Genomic DNA, 19327 nt, shown 5'->3' on the forward strand with positions numbered 1-19327 from the left:
GTTTCTGATATCTCCCTCCTGTTTCTATCCTTGCTTTTTTCCTATTCTAATTATTTTGCGCTTCTTTTTGGGAGCGGAATGTGGGTTCGAGCGTAAAAATGCCTATAAAAAATGTTCAAGAAGCTTTATGCACAATGGGCAAAATCAAAGTAATGAAGTAATACACCAATGGGGCAGTAAACACATAACTATCAGCGCGATCAAGAATTCCGCCATGTCCTGGCATAATCTGCCCCGAATCTTTGACTCCAGCATCACGTTTCATCATCGATTCAGTCAGATCTCCTAGCAACCCTGCAATACCGATCAATAATCCTAAAATTGCACCCAACAACCACCATTCCGCCCATCCCAGACTAAAAGCCCAGATAATTGCTGTCACACAACAGCAAAGCAACCCTGCGATTGCACCTTCCACCGTTTTCTTGGGACTAATGTCAGAAAGTCTTGTGCGTCCAAATATCTTGCCAAATATATATGCGCCAACATCTGAAGCCCAAATGCAACAAAATGCCATCACTACATAAACGCTGCCTGAAGACACTGGAAAGGTAATTCGTAACCATGAAAGCTGTTCAATATTACGTAACTGATTAAAGAAATCAAACTGGTGGAGGCGATCGCTAACTTCAAAGATGGTGCTATCGCCTAGCCCTCTAATCCTTACCCAAAAACTAGGCAAATAGCCACCATAAAACAACCCCAAAATCGAGGCGGAAATATCGGATATCGTGGCAATTCTGGTTTGAAACAGTAGATAAAAGCAAATAAAAGTTCCTGCGATCGGGATCACGGCATCCGCAAGATCGACTCTCACTTGCGAAACGATGAGCAGTGCTAAACTAACAAAAATAGTGATCTTGCTGGCTGGGACAATTTCCTTGGCTCGTACCAATGCAAAATATTCCATCTCACCAAAAATCACCAGCATAGCAAATGCGGCGGTGAACGCCCATCCACCTAGGGCGATCGCCGCTAGTACAAGAGGGACGACTAATAAAGCACTGATAATGCGAGTCCAATGCATGAAAATAGCACAACTGAGAAAGTGGATATGGGCAATTTACACAAAGCTAGACATTGTGCTACCTCAGAAGTAAATATACTCCCATCAACAGTTGAAGCAACAAAATCGTTATGCAAATTTGCGAATTCTTGTGTTTTTGAGGATTTTGCCTACAGGCTTTGTCTGTAGATTGTATATGCTATATCTGAAATACGACTGATTGTGATATGCCTAAAACCTATTACGCTGTACTCGGTGTCACTCCTTGGGCTAATGAAATCGATATTCGTCGAGCCTATAGAGATCTCAGCAAGCTCTACCACCCCGACACGACTCAATTGCCTAAAGATGATGCAGTTGAATATTTTCGACAAATTAATGAAGCTTATGCCACACTAAGTAATGCCGATCGCCGTAGTATCTACGATCGCAGTATTCAGTTTTCGCGATTTCAGTACACAGCAAATCAAACACCGAAAAACCTCCAAACCCAAGATGATGACGGTTTGCCCAGTGAGCGTCCATTATCTGGTGGTGAACTATTTGCACTCTTGTTAATTGGTGCTACGCTAGTTGCTTGTTTAGTGTTAGTTGTTTTAGTAGCATGGCTACGTGGCGATCGCCTTTTCCCCGAAGCGATCGCACCCATATCAACTTTTTGGCTTTACTTTCTATAAATCTCCCATCAATAATCATTCCTATAAACTCGTCTACTATGGCGCTTCCCTCTCCTGCTACACCACTCTACAATCACCCTTTGCCTGCACTTGAAGCATGGTTAGATGAGCAAGGATGTTCACAAGATCAGTCAAATCCTAATGTCTGGCGCGTTACGCGATCGTCATGGCAAGCAGAAATTGTCATGGATATAGAAGATATTCGTGTGCGTTACATTCAAGATGCTTATGGTGGAAAAGAAATTCAACGTGCATTTCCCTATTCACTCAGTCGCCAAGATGTTGAAGACGCAATTTTTACAGGCCCTTAGCCAAAAACATTAGCAATATTCTGAAAGTTTGTTAATATGTGATCAAGCAAGACAGGGAATCAATCTATGAATGATGAAACTATACATAAGTCATTTCATTAAGTAATCTCATAGTCTTAGCTAAAGTTTTCCACCCTAACTTGATGTTTTTATTTTGGAGGTTCATTGAGCAAGAATTATAATGTTGCCATTTTGGGAGCAACAGGCGCAGTTGGTACAGAGCTTTTGGCATTGCTGGAAGAAAGAAATTTTCCTTTAGGTAAGTTGAAACTTTTAGCTTCGGAGCGTTCGGCAGGTCAGTCGATTAAATTTGCTGGGGAAGACTTAATCATTGAAGCCGTCATCGAATCTTCTTTTGATGATATTGATATTGTTCTTGCTTCCGCAGGTGGCAGTATCTCTAAAAAATGGCTACCGATCGCTACCAAAGCAGGAGCAGTATCCATTGATAACTCCAGTGCTTTTCGGATGCATCCCGATGTGCCATTGATTGTGCCAGAAGTTAATCCTGAAGCTGCCGCGCATCACAAGGGTATTATCGCTAACCCCAACTGCACGACAATTTTGATGGCTGTGGCAATATATCCACTACATCAGGTTCAGCCGATCCAGCGTATTGTCGCCGCTACTTATCAGTCTGCAAGTGGCGCAGGCGCAAGAGCCATGGAAGAAGTAAAAGTACAGTCACAAGCAATTCTCAATGGTGAACCTGCTGTAACTGAGATTTTGCCCTATCCCCTCGCTTTTAACCTTTTCCCCCACAACTCGCCAATGACGGATAATTCCTATTGCGAGGAAGAGATGAAAATGGTCAATGAGACTCGCAAAATCTTTGGCGATTATGATATTCGGATCACGGCAACTTGTGTACGGGTTCCCGTATTGCGTGCGCATTCTGAAGCGATTAATCTAGAGTTTGCTCATCCCTTTAATCCAGACAAAGCTAGAGAGATTCTGGCTACAGCAGCTGGCGTAAGGTTGGTAGAAGACTTTAGCAAAAATTATTTCCCGATGCCCATTGATGCTAGTGGCAAAGATGAAGTTTTAGTAGGACGAATTCGTCAAGATATTTCTCACCCTAACGGTTTGGAATTATGGCTATGTGGCGATCAAATCCGTAAAGGAGCTGCATTGAATGCTGTTCAGATTGCCGAATTACTAATTGCCAAAGCTCTTATCTAAAAGTTTATCGACTTTTAATAAACTTTTAGCAAGCTTCTATTTATGAGAATCTATGAGTGAAATCGATTTCGGGCGTTTACTAACGGCAATGATTACTCCCTTTGATATAGAAGGGAATGTTGATTATGCGAAAGCAGAACAGCTTGCCATTCATTTGGTTGAGACAGGAACTGATACGATTGTCGTGTGCGGTACGACGGGTGAGTCACCAACTCTTAGTTGGGATGAAGAATATAAATTGTTTTCGGTGCTACAACAGACGATCGCTGGTAAAGCGAAAATCATGGCAGGCACGGGATCTAATTCTACTTCAGAAGCAATCTCAGCTACCATAAAAGCCGCACATCTCGGATTAGATGGTACACTGCAAGTAACACCGTATTACAACAAGCCTCCGCAAGAGGGTTTATATCAACATTTTCGAGCGATTGCTGAAGCTGCGCCAGAGCTTCCGATTCTTCTCTATAATGTTCCTAGTCGCACGGGTTGCAAACTAGAACCTGAGACTGTTGCTAAGTTAGCCGAAATCTCTAATATTATTGGGATTAAGGAAGCAACAGGTGATTTAGATCAAGCTAGCCAAATTCGTGCCCTCACACCAGCCGAATTTTCGATCTATTCGGGTGATGACTCACTAACATTGCCATTAATGGCTGTGGGTGCAAAGGGAGTTGTCAGCGTTGCCTCGCATCTGGTTGGCACGCAACTGCAAGCAATGATGCAATCCTTTGTCGCAGGTAAAGTGCAAGAAGCTTTGCAAATTCATATTCAGCTTTTTCCTTTGTTTAAGGCTTTGTTCTTAACCAGTAATCCTATTCCTCTCAAAGTGGCTTTGCGCTTGTTGGGGTTAGATACAGGCGTGGTGCGATCGCCTCTAGTGGCAGGTAATGCCGAACTCGAAGCCAAGCTGAAAGTTGTATTACAAGAAATTGGAATTATTGCTTAACAAAGGTTGATAACTTCAGTCTAGAGACATAGAACTTGATTACTTCTGATAATGATGAACTTGTGGGGGGACTAAACCTTTCTAGTCATTCTATCTAGGTATTTATAACCGTAAAGTTTTCCATCACCAATTAAATTGAATTATTTTCAAGATTCAATTTTCTCGTTTTTTCCTTTTACCTTTTTACCTTTTACTTACCAAACAATATGCCTACAACCAACACTCCTTCTCTCAAAATAATCGCTCTCGGTGGACTCCATGAAATCGGCAAAAACACATGGGTGTTTGAATACAACGATGAAATCATGCTGCTTGATGGTGGTTTGTCTTTTCCTGACGACATGATGCCAGGTGTAAACGTCGTCTTGCCTGACATGACTTATTTGCGAGAAAACAAGCATAAGATCAAGGGCATGATTGTCACCCACGGTCATGAAGATCATATCGGTGCGATTTCTTTCCATTTAAAGCAGTTTGAAATTCCTGTTATTTATGGCCCACGTTTAGCGATGGCGCTACTCGAAGATAAACTCCGTGAAGCTGGCGTACTAAATCGCACTGAATTGCGCAGAGTTATGCCTCGTGATGTTGTTCGTGTCGGTACTAACTTCTTTGTGGAGTTTATTCGTAACACTCACTCGATCGCGGATAGTTTCTCGATCGCTATTAATACACCTGCGGGGATGGTAATTCACTCTGGAGATTTCAAGATTGACCATACTCCCGTTGATGGTGAATTTTTTGATCTCGCTCGTCTAGCTGAACATGGCGAGAAAGGCGTATTGGCTTTGATTAGTGACTCCACTAATGCCGAACTTCCTGGGATTACTCCTTCGGAAAGAGCTGTATATCCTAACCTTGAGAAATACATCATGATGGCAAAGGGGCGTGTGATTATTACCACATTTGCTTCTTCAGTCCATCGTGTCAACATGATTTTGGACATTGCCGATAAGCAAGGTCGTGTGGTTGGTGTAGTTGGCCGATCGATGCTCAACGTCATTGCCCATGCCCGCAATCTTGGCTACATTAAGTGCCGCGATGACCTATTCCAACCTTTACAAAATCTCCGTCATTATCGTGATGATCAAATTCTGATTTTGACTACAGGCTCTCAAGGTGAGTCGATGTCTGCCTTAACAAGAATGTCAAATTCTAGTCATAGACAATTGGAAGTACGTCAAGGCGATACAGTGATTTTCTCGGCAAATCCGATTCCAGGTAACACGATTCCAGTTGTTCGTACCATTGACCGCTTGATAGCACTTGGTGCAAATGTAATCTATGGTAAGGACAAAGGTATCCATGTTTCGGGACATGGTTCTCAAGAAGAACACAAAATGATGTTGGCGCTTGTCCGTCCGAAGTTCTTCTTCCCTGCTCACGGTGAGTTGAGAATGCTCAAGCAGCACGCGAAGATGGCTGAAGCAATGGGTATACCTAGCGAAAATATCGTGATTGCCGAAAATGGTGATGTTGTTGAAGTTTGTCAAGATTATATGCGGATTGTCGATAAAGTTCCTTCTGGTGTCGAACTAGTTGATTCTTCTCGCGATGGCATGGTGAAGGGCGATGTATTACGCGATCGCCAACAGATTTCTGGCGAAGGTATCTTCACGATCGCTGTATCTGTCGGTCTTGACGGTAAGCTCTCCACAAATCCTGACATTCAACTAAGTGGCGTGGTTCTACCGATGGAACATTCCCAAATTATTGCTTTAGTTGCTAAGGCGATCGATAATTCTTTGGCTAATTCTTGGGGTAACTATGCTCGCAATGTCGGTTCTTTAGAAATTGATTGGATCGGTTTACGTGGTCAACTTGAGCGCGACCTCACTCGTGTCTTGCGTCAACAGATTCAAAGTAAGCCAATGATTGTATTCCTGTTGCAAACACCTCCCAATTCCACTCAATCCGCTCCTGCTCCTGCCGCAAAGCCTAATGCCTTAGGTGTGACCTTAAAATCAGGCAGCAATAAGGTTATTCCTAAAGTTGATCAAGAAAGTAGTAATGGTAATGGTAATGGTAATGGCGCTGCCATTGAAGCACCTGTCGCGACTGGTGCTGCTACAGCTAGCGTTGGCAGACGCAAGCGCACTGCTGCAACTGTTTAGATAAAAGAAGATTTACTCGACGGGTAGTGATCTAGATCTAGGATGGGCGGTGAGAAGCTACCCATCCTAGATCCAGAATCTCGTAATCTTTAGCACCAACACCCTACTCTGTGGGGTGATCCGTTGGGAAAATGAATGAAGAAATCGGTTAAGGTCAAGCCTAATTCTAAAAAGCAAGCCATTATCGAAGAGTTAGATGGAAGTCTGACGGTGCATTTAAAATCTCCACCCGTTGATGGCAAGGCCAATAAGGAATTAGTTGAACTTTTAGCTAAAAAGTTCAACTTGCCAAAATCTCACATCACGATTCAATTGGGCTTATCTAGTCGAAACAAATTAGTAGAGATAAAAGAGTAAAGGGAGCGCTTAGCGCTCCCTTTACTCTTTAGATTTGCTGTATATTGATCATGTTTAACCATCTTCGTGCTCTAAGCTCATGTCAGAACCTATTTGGTCTTATGTCACCCCCGGTATACCTGACGAATTATTCGATCGCTTACCAGGAATACCGATGAGCAAATGCGAGACGAGGCTATTAATTATCGGTCAGTTGCGTCTCAAAGCAGACTCGATACTGTGGGATATTGGAGCAGGTACTGGGACAATCCCCATTGAGACTGGGTTGCTCTGTCCTAAAGGGAAAATTGTCGCGATTGAACGCGATGAAGATGTAGCGGGATTGATTGCCAAAAATTGCCAAAAATTTGGCGTAAATAATGTTGAGATTAAAATTGGCAGTGCACCAGAATGCCTGACAAGTATGTCAACAGATCCTGATCGCATTTGTATCGAGGGTGGGCGATCTGTATCAGAAATTCTGGAATATTGTTGGGAGCGTTTGCAAGATGAGGGCAGGGCGATCGCAACTACGAATAGTCTGGAAGGTTTATATGCAATTTCTGAAAGTTTTGCCAAACTACAAGCGCGAAACGTGGAAGTTGTGCAGTCTTCTGTGAACCGTTTAGAAACTCGTGGAAACCGTCAAGTCTTCGCGGCAGTTAGTCCCATGTTTATTATTAGCGGCGAAAAACTGTAACCCCCTTTAATTCCCCCTTGCAAAGGAGGAAAACTAGAAATTTCGTTCCCTCCCCTTTGCAAGGGGCTACCGTGTACACACAAGTCTAACTGTCTACGTTTTGATTTATCTAAGCCCCCTAAATCCCCCAATTCTGGGGGACTTTGAAAGAAATTTATTTTCTTGTCCCCCCAGAATTGGGGGCTAGGGGGCGATTAATTGTTGACTTGACTGGGTTTTATGACTTGTGTGTACACCGTAGTTGCAAGGGGAGGGTGAGGGAGGGGTTAAGAGATTTCGCGAATTTGGGGTTTTCCGTCTTTAAATTCACCAACTAAAATTAGATCGGTAACACCGACAAATAGACCATTCTCGACAACGCCAGGGATATTGTTCAAGGTTTTCTCAAGTTCGGCAGCATCTGCGATCGCATCAAAGGTGACATCTAAAACCATGTTGCCTTGATCTGTTATCACGGGGCCATCTTTCTTCACACCCATCCGCAGGTCAGGTTTGCCACCTAGCTTTTCTACAGCTCTGGTTACAGGAGAAACTGCCATCGGCAATACTTCGATTGGCACGGCAAAAGTCGAGCCGAGCTTATCGACCAATTTCGACTCATCAACAACAACGATAAACAGAGCCGCAAGTGAATCGACTACCTTCTCGCGGGTATGCGCTGCGCCACCACCTTTAATCAAAGTTTTATTGGGGTCAACCTCATCAGCACCATCGATTGCTACATCAACGCGATCAACGTCATCAAGACTCCGAATCGGAATGCCATATTTTTTACCCAAGACTGAAGCTTGGAAAGAAGTGGGGATGCCGACAATATCGGTTAGTTCACCCGCTGCAATGCGTCTTCCTAGCTCCTCGATCGCAAAGGCAGTAGTTGAGCCAGTACCTAAGCCAACCACCATGCCCGACTTCACCCGTTGCGCCGCTGCGATGCCAACTTCTTGTTTTAACTTTTTAATATCTTCAGCAGAAATACTCATGGGAAATACTTATTTATAAACTTAAAAGTAGTAATTTTAATCCTATCGCACCCTGTGAACAGCAACAGAGAAACCGTGCAAACAAAATGTGCTATATGATACATTTGTATAATGTACTAATCCAAAAACAGTTACGCCGTATGGCTGATTACACTGCTGACATTATTTAAGTTACAAGTAAAGTGGGGGCTTAAAGATTGACTTTTTATCTACTCCCTTCCCAGTCTACAAATACAAAGTAAAACCTAATAATTAGTGGTGCAGCACTCTGCGCCGCACCACTAATTATTGGGTGGGAAGGTAGTAATTTCACAGAGATTGAATTCTTTTGTAATTTAAAATATCGCAATTTTATGAAAAGGCTAACCTATATTAGTAAGTTTGCGCGATCGCTTACCAAAAAGGAAATTGAGAGCATTGGTAGTATTTCGCAAACAAATAACTCTAGAGAAGGTATTACAGGAGTTTTACTTTGCTGTAGTGGTATATTTTTTCAGATTTTAGAGGGGGAAGAAGATAGAATTGATGGCCTCTACAAAAAGATTTTAGAAGATGATCGCCACGATCAAATTTTGTGCCTAAAATCAGAACTAAACGTCTCGCAGCGAAGATTTCCAGATTGGTCAATGGAAGTAATCGTCCTTGATGAAAATAACGATATTTTGTTGCAACCAATTAAGATTTTGCTGCAAACTTTGGCAGACTCACAAACAATCTTAGCAAGCTATACGCAGTCGGGAGTTTTGCAAGCCATAGCGAATGGAATTAATCCACTTACACTAGTTCCTCGCTATACAGAAAAGATCATTTTCTTTGCTGATATTATTAGTTTTACAAGCATCACCGAAAAACTAGAGGTAACAGAGGTTGTCGATTTACTTAATCAATTTTTTACTATTTGTACTAAGGCGATCACATCTAGGGGTGGTGAAGTCACTAAATTTATTGGTGATTGTGTGATGGCATATTTTGACGGTGATCGAGCTGACGAATCTCTGCAAGCAAGTTTAGATATCCTTGCAGAACTAGAGATGCTCCGCAATCAAGCTCCAGCGAATAGTCCGTTACGAGTTCTCTATATAGGTATTGGCTTATCGAAAGGAACAGTATTAGAGGGGAATATCGGTTCCCAGACTAAAAAGGAATACGCTGTTATCGGTGATGCTGTAAACGTTGCCTCAAGGATTGAAGCATTGACTAGACAATTAAATCGATTTTTGGTGTTTTCGTCGGCTGTACGTGAAGGCTTAAGTGATCGCTGGCAACCTGTGCGGCTGGGCGATTTTAAGGCGAAGGGAAAAGATGCGATCGTCGAGGTTTATTCGATTGATGATGTCTTAACTTTCCAAAAATCGGACTTTCAGAAGCTAAAACAAGAAATTAAGCAACATCTTGAATTAATTAGCACGCCAACCCCAGAGTTGGTATGAGCAAAGCAAAGCACTGTTTATCCTCCACGATCAATCGCGAATTAGCGATGAATATAACTTAAAATATCGCAATTTTATGAAACGGCTAACCTATATCAGTAACTTCTCGCGATCGCTTACGAGAAAGGAAATAGAAAACATCGAAAATATTTCGCAAGTAAATAATGCTAAGGAGGGGATTACAGGAATTTTACTAAGTTGTAACAGAACTTTTTTTCAAATTTTGGAAGGTGATGATGATCGCGTCGATCATTTGTATGAAAAAATCTTAAAAGACGATCGTCACCAACAAGTTGTATGTATTAGGTTGGATCGAAACATTACTGAGAAATATTTCCCCAATTGGTCGATGAAAGTAATCATGCTAGAGGATAACACCGATACTTTACTCCAACCGATCAAAATATTGTTGCAAGCCTTGGGAGAGTCAAAAGCAGTTTTAGCGAATTATACTCATTCAGGGGTTTTACAGGCTATGGAAAATGGAATCAATCCACTCACCTTAATCCCTCGTTATACTGAAAAAATCATTCTATTCGCAGATGTTATGGGCTTTGCGAGTATTACTGAAAAATTACAAGTGACCGAAGTTGTAGAGTTACTAAACCAATTTTTTACAGTTTGCACTTCAGAGATCGTTGCTAAGGGTGGGGAAGTCACAAAATTTATAGGCGATTGCGTGATGGCATATTTCGATGGCGATCGCGCAGATGATGCTTTACAAGCAAGTCTAAACATTCTTTCAGAATTAGAGGTTTTACGCGCTCGCGCACCTGTCAATAGCCCATTACGAATTCTCTATATTGGGATAGGACTGTCTAAGGGAACGGTTTTAGAAGGAAATATAGGTTCTCAAACAAAAAAAGAGTATACAGTAATCGGCGATGCAGTCAATGTTGCATCAAGAATTGAATCGCTAACCAGACAGTTAAATAGATTTTTAGTATTTTCTGAAGCAGTACGCGATGGACTTAGCGATCACTGGAAGATCCTAAAAATGGGTGATTTCTATGCCAAAGGAAGAGAAGCGATCGTGGAAGTGTATTCGATTGACGATCCTTTAGCATCTCAAAAATCAGATTTTCACAGCTTAAAACAAGAGATTAAGGATCAGCTTGAACTCATAGGGAATCAAACTATAGAACCTTGCAAGCAACGCAAAACACTTTTTATGCTGTACGATCCCTAATAGCGATGAATATAACTCAATTATGTCAAACCTTTTAGATAACCGCTATCGCGTCACTAGTGTCCTAGGCAGTGGCGGCTTTGGGGAAACCTATTTGGCTGAAGACACCAAAATGCCATCTAACCGTCGATGCGTGATTAAGCAGCTTAAACCTGTTGCTGACAATCCGCAGATGTACGAATTATTGCAGCAAAGATTTCACCGTGAGGCAGCAGTCTTAGAAACCTTGGGCGAAGAAAGCCGCTATATTCCCAAACTCTATGCAAACTTCGCGGAAAATGGGTTATTCTATTTAGTCCAAGAATGGATTGATGGTTTAACACTTACGGAAACAATTGAACGTAACGGTAAATGGAATGAGAATGCTGTCCGACAATTGATGGTTAGTATTCTCCAAACCTTAATCTATGTACACGATCGCGGTATTATTCATCGAGATATTAAGCCCGATAATATTATTTTGCGTTCTGGTGAACCTGTATTAATTGATTTTGGTGCGGTTAAAGAGATTATCAATGTCAGCACAATCCGCAGTTCGGCTCAACAGGTACATTCGATTGTGATCGGTACACCAGGGTTTATGGCATCGGAGCAGGCGGCTGGTAGACCCTTTTTTGCTAGCGATCTTTACAGTCTTTCGCTAACTGCCATCTTTGCACTTACGGGTAAATATCCACAGGAGCTAGGTACTGATCCACAAACTGGAGAAGTACTATGGCAGAATCACTTAACAGGAATTAGTGCTGATTTAAAAGCAATATTTGCAAAAGTTCTACAATTTGATCCACGCGATCGCTATAGCTCCGCGAGAGAAATGCTAGAAGCGTTGCAACCAACTCAACTATTAAATCAATCTCCGCCAAAACAACCTCCAACTCCACCAGCAATGTCGAATATGCAGACGGTGGCAGTCACACCTAGAGGCTATACACCGCCTACTATTCCTGATCAATCTGTTTATGTATATCAGCCTCAACAAGACCCTAAAAAGAAGATATTTGGTCAATTACTCGTAACAATAATTGTCGGTGGGGCTGTCGGGGCTGCGATCGCTCTAGGTGTAGTCATCTCTCAAAATGGCGGCATCGTTGCATTCTGGAACAAAATTTCCCCATTTAATAAAGCTGCTGCTAAAGTTCCATTTTATTTTCTGGCTGATTCTGCTTTTGAGGATGCTGAAAAAGCAAATCTTAGAGTAGAAAAATTGAAATCTCTAGGATATAAAGAAGCAGGAGTGTTTTGGATACCTGACTATCCCAATTTAGGAAGCAATAAATTTCAACAGGTATATACTAGCCAATTCAAAGATATTGAAAGTTGTAAGTCTAAGCTCAAGGAACATCTTAAATTTGTAGAAGATGCGTATTGCGCTCTGGCGAGTCCTAACGAAAAAGATTCAGTACAAAGAATTTCTGGGAGCGATATCCTACAACCTACAGCTTCACCTTCGCCTTTGCCTACAGCAACACCCTCAAAAACACCAACCGCAACTCCATCTCCTGTAAGACCATCTCCAGAACAAGCAATTCGAGAATATTACAGCCTCATCAATGATCGCCAATTTCAAAACGCATGGCAAAATCTCACACCCAAATTTCAACGCGATCGGGCTGGTGGATACCAAACCTTTACTGATTGGTGGCAAACTGTAAGTCAAGTTTCTATCAATGGAGTACGTCTTGTTGAATCTAAAGAGAATTCTGCAATCATTGATATTGACCTTACTTATCGCAAAGATAAAGCTATTTTCCCCGAAACTTTGCGGATGAGTTTAGTTTGGAATGAATCCTCAAAACAATGGCAAATCAATGAAACTCAAAGACAGTAGCCTAAAATTTGCCAAACAGGCAAACATAGAGTTTAATTTATAGTAGATAGCTAAACCATTAGATCTATAAATGAAAATCTTTGTTTATCACACGCCTGAGTTAGTGCCTGCTGAAGGAAATCCAGATTGCGCGATCGCTGTTGATATTTTGCGAGCAACCACTACGATCGCCACAGCCCTTGCTGCGGGAGCTGAGGGAGTGCAAGTATTTTCCGATCTTGATGAGCTAATGCGCGTCAGCGAAGCACACCCACCAGAGTTACGGATTCGCGTTGGTGAGCGTGGGGGAAAGACTGTAGAAGGTTGTGATTTGGGGAATTCGCCCTTTGACTTTACGCCTGATGTCGTAAAGGGTAAGCGGATTTTTATGAGTACTACTAATGGCACGCGATCGCTACAAAAAATCGCCAATGCTAAGAGTGTTTTGGCTTGCGCGATGATTAATCTTGGCTCAGTATTGAGGTATCTTCGCGAAACTAAGCCTGAAACTGTGTGGATCGTTGGCTCTGGCTGGGAAGGTAGCTATTCGCTTGAGGATACTACTTGCGCGGGTGCGATCATGGCTAATCTCGAAGATGAGGCTGATTTTGGAAATGATGAAGCGATCGCAGCCGCAACCCTATACAAAGCTTGGAAAGGTGAGGTTGAAGACTTATTTTATCAAGCAAGTCACGGCAAACGCTTGCTCAACCTTAACGGCGCGGAAGATATTGCCTACTGTGCCAAGATTGATGTCGTCGATGTGCTACCAAAACAATCCAGTGCAGGCTTGCTAGTTGCCGCCTAGTGGTACTAGATTGAATAAGCATTAATTTCCCTTGTCGCCATGCCATCGTCTCACCGTTCATCTCTGCTCATGACTCCCTTGGCAAAACAAGTGGCAAATATTACTGGATCGATCTCAAAGCCAGAACGTCTTACTCCACCCCTGAAATGGGCTGGCGGTAAGCGTTGGCTTGTGCAACATTTGCAGCACACTTGGCAAAAGCATAGCGATCGCCGTTTGGTGGAGCCATTTTGTGGAGGCTTAGCGATCGCCTTGGGCTTACAACCTCACAAAGCTTTGCTAAATGACATCAATCCCCATGTTGTCAATTTTTATCAATGTTTGCAAAAGGGATTAAAGCTTGAAATTGAGGTTCAGAATGATCGCGAATTTTATTATGCTCAGCGTGTGGAATTTAATCGCCTAATTCATTCAGGACAAGCTGAAACTCCTAAAGCAGCGCAACTCTTTTATTACCTCAATCGCACAGGCTATAACGGGCTTTGTCGGTTTAATCAAAAAGGTGGTTTTAACGTTCCTTTTGGGAAATATAAAACCATAAATTACAATCGAGATTTCACAGCCTATAAGCCGACACTTTCACAATGGAAGTTTGCAAATCTAGACTTTGGTAAAATCAAGGTTAATTCTAATGATCTTATTTATGCCGATCCTCCTTACGATGTTGAGTTTCGGCAATATTCCAAAAATGGCTTTGAATGGTCAGAACAAGAGCGTTTAGCCCAATGGTTAGCTAGTCAAGATTGCCCTGCGATCGCATCTAATCAGGCGACGGATCGCATTCTTGCTCTCTACAAAGATCTAGGATTTGAATATCAAATTCTTGATGCTCCAAGACGGATTAGCTGCAATGGCGATCGCGTTCCTGCAAAGGAAATGCTTGCTTATAAAGGGTTTAATGGGGGCTTAGAACTATTATGAGTCTTCGCAATACCGAAACTGGGGCAGTTCTGGAGCAGATGGTATTGCATTCCTTAATTTATGGTGGATATCTCTCGCAGTCCCAGCAATACATTGGCAGCCGCCCTGGGGGAGGTAGACACAAAATCGATGTGGTGGCAAATCGTGGCGATCGCAATGTTTTGATTTCTCTAAAATGGCAACAGGTGGGTGGCACTGCGGAACAAAAGGTTCCTTTTGAAGTAATTTGCTTAATGGATGCGATGGATCAAAACCCTAATTATCAAAAGGCTTATTTAGTCCTTGGTGGTGAAGGTTGGACTCTGCGCGAATTCTATATCTCAGGCGATTTGCAGCAATATATTCCCTATGGCGATCGCGTAGAGATTGTCACCCTTGAGCGATTTATCATGAAAGCAAATATGGCAAAGCTTTGATATTAGGGCTTGCAAAAAAATGATGAGATGTAGGGACAATTCATGAATTGTCCCTAATATAAACATTGTTCTTAAGGTGATTTTGCATAATTCCTAAATCTGATTTGGCTTATAACGCTTTGCGTTCAAAACCCTAATTAGTAGACATAGGAAGCGTAATAATGAATTCGCTTCCCCCTTCCTTCTGTGAAGTGAATTTCAGATCTCCTCCATGTTCTTGAATAATTGTGTAACTAATGGACAGTCCTAAGCCTATTCCCTTACCAACTGGCTTTGTTGTGAAAAATGGATCGAAGATAGAGTCTTGACTTTCTTTGTTAATACCAACCCCGTTATCAATAACCTTGATAATGATCGACTGATCGCCTAATTCAGTGCGAATTGTAATTTCTGGCGATCGCGTATGCATCAAACCTTCTACTGCATCAATGGAATTAGTGATGATAGACATAAAAACTTGGTTGAGCTGCGACGCATTGCAATTTAACATTGGCAAATTGGCATATTCACGAATGATGTGGATATCCTTGAGACGATGTTGCAGAAATAAAAGTGTATTGTCAATCCCTTCATGTAAATCAGATTCTTTTTGATTTGATTCATCCAAGCGGGAGAAATTACGCAATGACAACACAATTTGATTAATGCGCTCTGCACCATTTTCGACGGAAGATAGAGTGTCAGGCAAATCTTCGGCTAGAAATTCCAAGTCTAGCTCTTTAGCTTTGGTTTGAATGTTAGCACTGGGCTGCGGATGCTCATGCTGGTATAGTTTCAGAAGTTCTAGTATTCCCATTACTTGGTAACGAATATAGCTGACATTACCACAAATAAAGTTGATGGGGTTATTCAATTCATGGGCAATACCTGCCACCAGTTGCCCCAAGCTAGACATTTTTGCGGCATGAATAAGTTGTGCTTGCGTATTTTTTAGTTCTACTACAGTTTGTTCCAGTTGTTGATTGCTGTCCAACAGAGCATCTTCTATTCTTTGTCTTTCTGTGATATTTTCCCGCAGATTAGAGACATGATTGCGAAGTTCTAACTGCGTAATCACCTCCCGACCTAATGTCTGTAAAGCTTTTAGCTGCTCTGGACTGAGGTCTCTTGGGGTGCGATCAATAACACAGAGAGTTCCCAACGCAAATCCGTCTGGAGTCACTAAGGGTGTGCCAGCATAGAATTGAATATTGGGTTCAGATGCTACCAATGGATTATTGGCAAATCGTTCATCTTTCTTCGTGTCAGGTACGACCAATGGCGTAGGCTGGAGAATTGCATGAGCACAAAAGGCAAGATCTCTTGGGGTTTCCGAAGCTTCTAGCCCAATTTTGGCTTTAAACCATTGGCGATTAGCATCAACTAGACTGATAAGTGCAATGGGAGTACCACAGATATAAGCCGCAAGATTTGTCAGATCGTCAAACGTTTCTTCTGGCAATGTATCAAGAATGTTGTACCTTTTTAAGGCTTCTAAACGTTCTGCTTCATTCTCTGGGATAGGTGCTTTGGAATGCATGATAAGTTTATTTGTTGTTTAAAGTTAAGGTTTATGATGTCTTAAGAATGTTGTGGATTCCTATGATAAAAAGGAAATAATGCGAATTATAAATAACTGCATTTATATAGATAGAATTGAGCGTATAAACTTATAAATTACTGATATTAATTGGAGCTTAGATGACAGGCTTATTGCTGCTAGAGTGACAACTCTAGAACTATGCTATGACAAAAATTCTTTCTACGCAACATCGGTAATTATACATTCACAAATTGTTTGTTTAGGCTATAACAAAAACAAATAATTTGTAAATGCAGAGAAAAAGCTGTAAATATTCATCTCTAAGTATATTTAGTTTTTTAATATTTAGTTTTTTATCATTTATTTATTTATTCCCTACTTATAATCTAAATCATTCCCTTTCTTCCTGTCAAATGAAACATGCGATCGCCCAGAATCGCACATAATTCAGTTCACTAAAGTCTGCTAGTAATCTAGCGATTAGATGATGTGTATCATTTCGCGCCATAAATGCAAATCATTCTAAGTTTGTAAATAATGCTGACAGCTTTCCGATCGCAATCTCATACCATTTTTGCATTCTGAGAAGTTCTCCATCAAGAGGTAATGTTGGAGGGAAGTCGCAGATGTAGTTCAATTCTCTCAAAGCCGAGACGATCGTACTAGGAGAAATCCACCATTGCTGTGAGATATCTAACAGATTTAATTTCTCTATATTCTCTAAATCAAGAGATTGAACTTGGGCAAGAAATTGATCAATAGAAGGGAGTGAAGGAATATGGGAACCGAGATAGATATAATCGGGTTTGGCGATCGCAATTAGCCATTGTAGGTGGGTGAAAGATGGTGGCAAAGTCCAAAGAACAATCGATTGATAATTGCGATTACGATTTGGGCGATCGCAATCGACATCGCCTTTAAATTTATCGGCAGGGCGATCGCAGCCATATAGCAATAACGGACGAGGCAAAGGTCTTGGCGCTTCACTCAATTTCTGCCATTGAGGAAATTTCGTAATTATTGGAGCAGGGTTGTATTGCAACTGCAATTGCTTAGGCGAATTTTGAGAACTTTCCATTGCTGTACCTGTTGCCTCGCGAATACCAACTACTTCTAATTCTACTGAAGTTGTGTCTTGCCATTGATTCGCACGTAACTTATAAGCAATATCCACATAATCAGGCACAGGGCAATATTCTCCCCATCGCCATGCGATCGCCTTCAGCTTTTCACCATTTCCAGTATCCAGCGTAAGCGAAAGATGTTTGACTTTATCCTTACCGCGAGTCTGTTGAGCTAGTACCCGTACATTTTTACTGTAAAATACGGGGTCAGGATTGCCTAGCCCACAGGGTTGCAGTCGATCGCAGGTCTGCAACATTGTCATTGAGATGTCACTAATGTCGGCAAGCACGTCAACATTGATTAACGGCATGATGTGACTAGGGAGAAGATTTTCGCGATCGGCAAATTCTCTCAATCCGCTTCGCAACTTTTCCATATTCTCCGCAGGAAGCGTAAATCCTCCCGCCGCCTTATGTCCACCGCCTTTATTCCGTATATTTGCGATATATTCTAGGGAATGGAAGACATGAAATTCGGGAATACCACGTACTGAGAAGCGCACAGTTGCACCTTTATGTTTTGATTCTAAATCTTCGTCATGAGCATCCTCATAACTACCAATAAAGACGGGTGCACCGTAGCGTTCGACTAGGCGCGAAGCGACAATACCGATTACGCCGTGATGCCAGCCATTGCCCTTTGGTAAATCTTGATCGCTGCTAGACAAGGTAGATTTCTTTTTTTTAGTTTTTGCAGGGGTGAGTGCATTTTGAACTTCTCGATCAACAATCACCAAAACACGCTCTTGAGTAATATCAAAACCATCTAAACGTCTCTTAGTCATATAGGCGATCGCCTCTTGTTCGATCTCTTTACAAAGATCTTGGCGTTTACGATTAGTTGCCTCGCATTCTTGCGCTAAAGCGATCGCTTGCCCCATTTCTTCGCAAGTTAACAGGTCAATAATCACTTGCGGATTGCCGATTCGCCCGATCGCATTAATGCGAGGACCAAGTCCAAATCCGATCGCTTCAGGTTTCAATCCAGTTTGTTTGTCTTTAGCAATTCCCGTTTCGTTAATCAGCGCAATAATGCCAATTACTTTAGATTGCGAAAGTAACCGTAAACCCTTTTTCACCAATCGACGATTAATACCAGTTAACGAGGCAAGATCAGCGATCGTGCCGAGTGTAAATAATTCTAATAAAGGATTTTCTAATTCAGTACGTTTGCCAAAGCGATCGCTTAATTCCAATGCCAACACATAGGCAACCCCAACACCAGCAATCGCTGCATAAGGTGAATTTGGATCAACCTGATATTTCGGATTGAGAATTGCTGTCGCGGGAGGAATTTTGTTAGGGTCTTCGGGGACTTCGTGATGATCGGTGACAATTACAGAAATATTTAAGGACTCTGCAAGAGCGATCGCTTCATATGCAGCGATACCATTGTCCACCGTAATAATTAATTTCACATCGCGATCGTGACAATCCTGCACGATCCGCGCATTAATTCCATAGCCCTCCGTCATCCGACTCGGAATTTCATATTCCACAATTGCGCCTAATAATCGCAAGGTGCGAATTAACAAAGCGGTGCTGGTCATGCCGTCAACATCATAGTCACCACAGATCGTGATGCGATCGCCATTTTTAATGGCTAGTTCAATACGGTCAATACTCCTAATTAAGTCAGGAAATTCTTGTTTAGGATCAGGCAAATCTTCCAGTTCAGGATCGAGAAAGATCTTGGCAGCTTCGGGAGTATTAATACCGCGATTTAGCAAAACCTGAGCAATTATGGGTGAAAGTCCCGTAGAATCAGCGATCTCTCGTGACAAATCTGGCTGTGGTGAGAAAATCTGCCATCGCTGTTGAGGTAAATGCATGAGAACAATAATATAATTATTAAGAA

The 19327-nt window shown here is 41.9% G+C and carries 17 protein-coding genes; 13 read left to right on the top strand and 4 right to left on the bottom strand.

All coding sequences use genetic code 11. The features are described 5' to 3' along the window. Positions 1-115 precede the first annotated feature (115 nt). Positions 116-1027 carry a phosphatidate cytidylyltransferase gene (locus CQ839_RS20475; RefSeq protein ID WP_103670151.1) on the bottom strand — a complete coding sequence of 304 codons (912 nt, stop codon included), beginning with the start codon at positions 1025-1027 and terminating at the stop codon, positions 116-118. 206 nt (positions 1028-1233) lie between these two features. Between CQ839_RS20475 and CQ839_RS20480 the strand changes: the two genes are divergently transcribed. The 7 genes from CQ839_RS20480 to cbiT all read left to right on the top strand — a co-directional run bounded on the left by CQ839_RS20480 (position 1234) and on the right by cbiT (position 7272). Further along, positions 1234-1683, top strand: coding sequence for a J domain-containing protein (locus CQ839_RS20480; protein WP_103670152.1), 450 nt, complete (start codon positions 1234-1236; stop codon positions 1681-1683). Between the two features lie 38 nt (positions 1684-1721). After that, positions 1722-1994, top strand: coding sequence for a DUF3143 domain-containing protein (locus CQ839_RS20485; RefSeq protein WP_103670153.1), 273 nt, complete (start codon positions 1722-1724; stop codon positions 1992-1994). Positions 1995-2159: 165 nt separating this feature from the next. After that, on the top strand, positions 2160-3176 hold the full coding sequence (locus CQ839_RS20490) for an aspartate-semialdehyde dehydrogenase (RefSeq protein ID WP_103670154.1): 1017 nt from the start codon (positions 2160-2162) through the stop codon (positions 3174-3176). Between the two features lie 52 nt (positions 3177-3228). Next, positions 3229-4122, top strand: coding sequence for a 4-hydroxy-tetrahydrodipicolinate synthase (gene dapA, locus CQ839_RS20495; RefSeq protein ID WP_103670155.1), 894 nt, complete (start codon positions 3229-3231; stop codon positions 4120-4122). Positions 4123-4328: 206 nt separating this feature from the next. Next, the gene (locus CQ839_RS20500) at positions 4329-6236 is read left to right on the top strand and encodes a ribonuclease J (RefSeq protein ID WP_103670156.1); all 1908 of its coding nucleotides are present in this window, start codon (positions 4329-4331) and stop codon (positions 6234-6236) included. A gap of 135 nt (positions 6237-6371) precedes the next feature. After that, entirely contained in the window at positions 6372-6593 is a 222-nt protein-coding gene (locus CQ839_RS20505) for a DUF167 domain-containing protein (RefSeq protein ID WP_103670157.1), read from the top strand. A 79-nt stretch (positions 6594-6672) separates the two neighbouring features. Next, the gene (cbiT, locus tag CQ839_RS20510; RefSeq protein ID WP_103670158.1) at positions 6673-7272 is read left to right on the top strand and encodes a precorrin-6Y C5,15-methyltransferase subunit CbiT; all 600 of its coding nucleotides are present in this window, start codon (positions 6673-6675) and stop codon (positions 7270-7272) included. Positions 7273-7538: 266 nt separating this feature from the next. Here cbiT and rpiA read toward each other — a convergent pair whose 3' ends face one another. Then, the gene (rpiA, locus tag CQ839_RS20520; RefSeq protein ID WP_181016272.1) at positions 7539-8252 is read right to left on the bottom strand and encodes a ribose-5-phosphate isomerase RpiA; all 714 of its coding nucleotides are present in this window, start codon (positions 8250-8252) and stop codon (positions 7539-7541) included. Positions 8253-8605: 353 nt separating this feature from the next. Between rpiA and CQ839_RS20525 the strand changes: the two genes are divergently transcribed. From CQ839_RS20525 to CQ839_RS20550, 6 genes are all read left to right on the top strand, one after another. Continuing rightward, on the top strand, positions 8606-9682 hold the full coding sequence (locus tag CQ839_RS20525) for a BLUF domain-containing protein (protein WP_103670160.1): 1077 nt from the start codon (positions 8606-8608) through the stop codon (positions 9680-9682). 76 nt (positions 9683-9758) lie between these two features. After that, positions 9759-10871 (top strand): BLUF domain-containing protein, encoded by a 1113-nt coding sequence (locus tag CQ839_RS20530; protein WP_103670161.1) that lies wholly within the window; start codon positions 9759-9761, stop codon positions 10869-10871. A gap of 22 nt (positions 10872-10893) precedes the next feature. After that, positions 10894-12699: a serine/threonine-protein kinase gene (locus CQ839_RS20535; protein ID WP_219817827.1), complete on the top strand. Its 1806-nt coding sequence runs from the start codon at positions 10894-10896 to the stop codon at positions 12697-12699. Between the two features lie 70 nt (positions 12700-12769). After that, on the top strand, positions 12770-13486 hold the full coding sequence (locus CQ839_RS20540; protein WP_103670163.1) for a 2-phosphosulfolactate phosphatase family protein: 717 nt from the start codon (positions 12770-12772) through the stop codon (positions 13484-13486). A gap of 39 nt (positions 13487-13525) precedes the next feature. Then, complete coding sequence (locus tag CQ839_RS20545) at positions 13526-14407, top strand: Dam family site-specific DNA-(adenine-N6)-methyltransferase (RefSeq protein ID WP_103670164.1); 882 nt, start codon at positions 13526-13528, stop codon at positions 14405-14407. Beyond that, entirely contained in the window at positions 14404-14823 is a 420-nt protein-coding gene (locus CQ839_RS20550) for a PD-(D/E)XK nuclease superfamily protein (RefSeq protein WP_103670165.1), read from the top strand. Before CQ839_RS20545 ends, CQ839_RS20550 begins: the two co-directional genes overlap by 4 nt. Before the next feature lie 133 nt (positions 14824-14956). On the opposite strand, the gene CQ839_RS20555 is transcribed toward CQ839_RS20550, so the two are convergent. Then, positions 14957-16342, bottom strand: coding sequence for an ATP-binding protein (locus CQ839_RS20555; RefSeq protein WP_103670166.1), 1386 nt, complete (start codon positions 16340-16342; stop codon positions 14957-14959). A gap of 520 nt (positions 16343-16862) precedes the next feature. After that, entirely contained in the window at positions 16863-19301 is a 2439-nt protein-coding gene (gene recJ, locus CQ839_RS20560; protein WP_103670167.1) for a single-stranded-DNA-specific exonuclease RecJ, read from the bottom strand. Between the last annotated feature and the right edge of the window lie 26 nt (positions 19302-19327).

It is taken from the genome of Pseudanabaena sp. BC1403 (assembly GCF_002914585.1).
Taxonomy (GTDB): domain Bacteria; phylum Cyanobacteriota; class Cyanobacteriia; order Pseudanabaenales; family Pseudanabaenaceae; genus Pseudanabaena.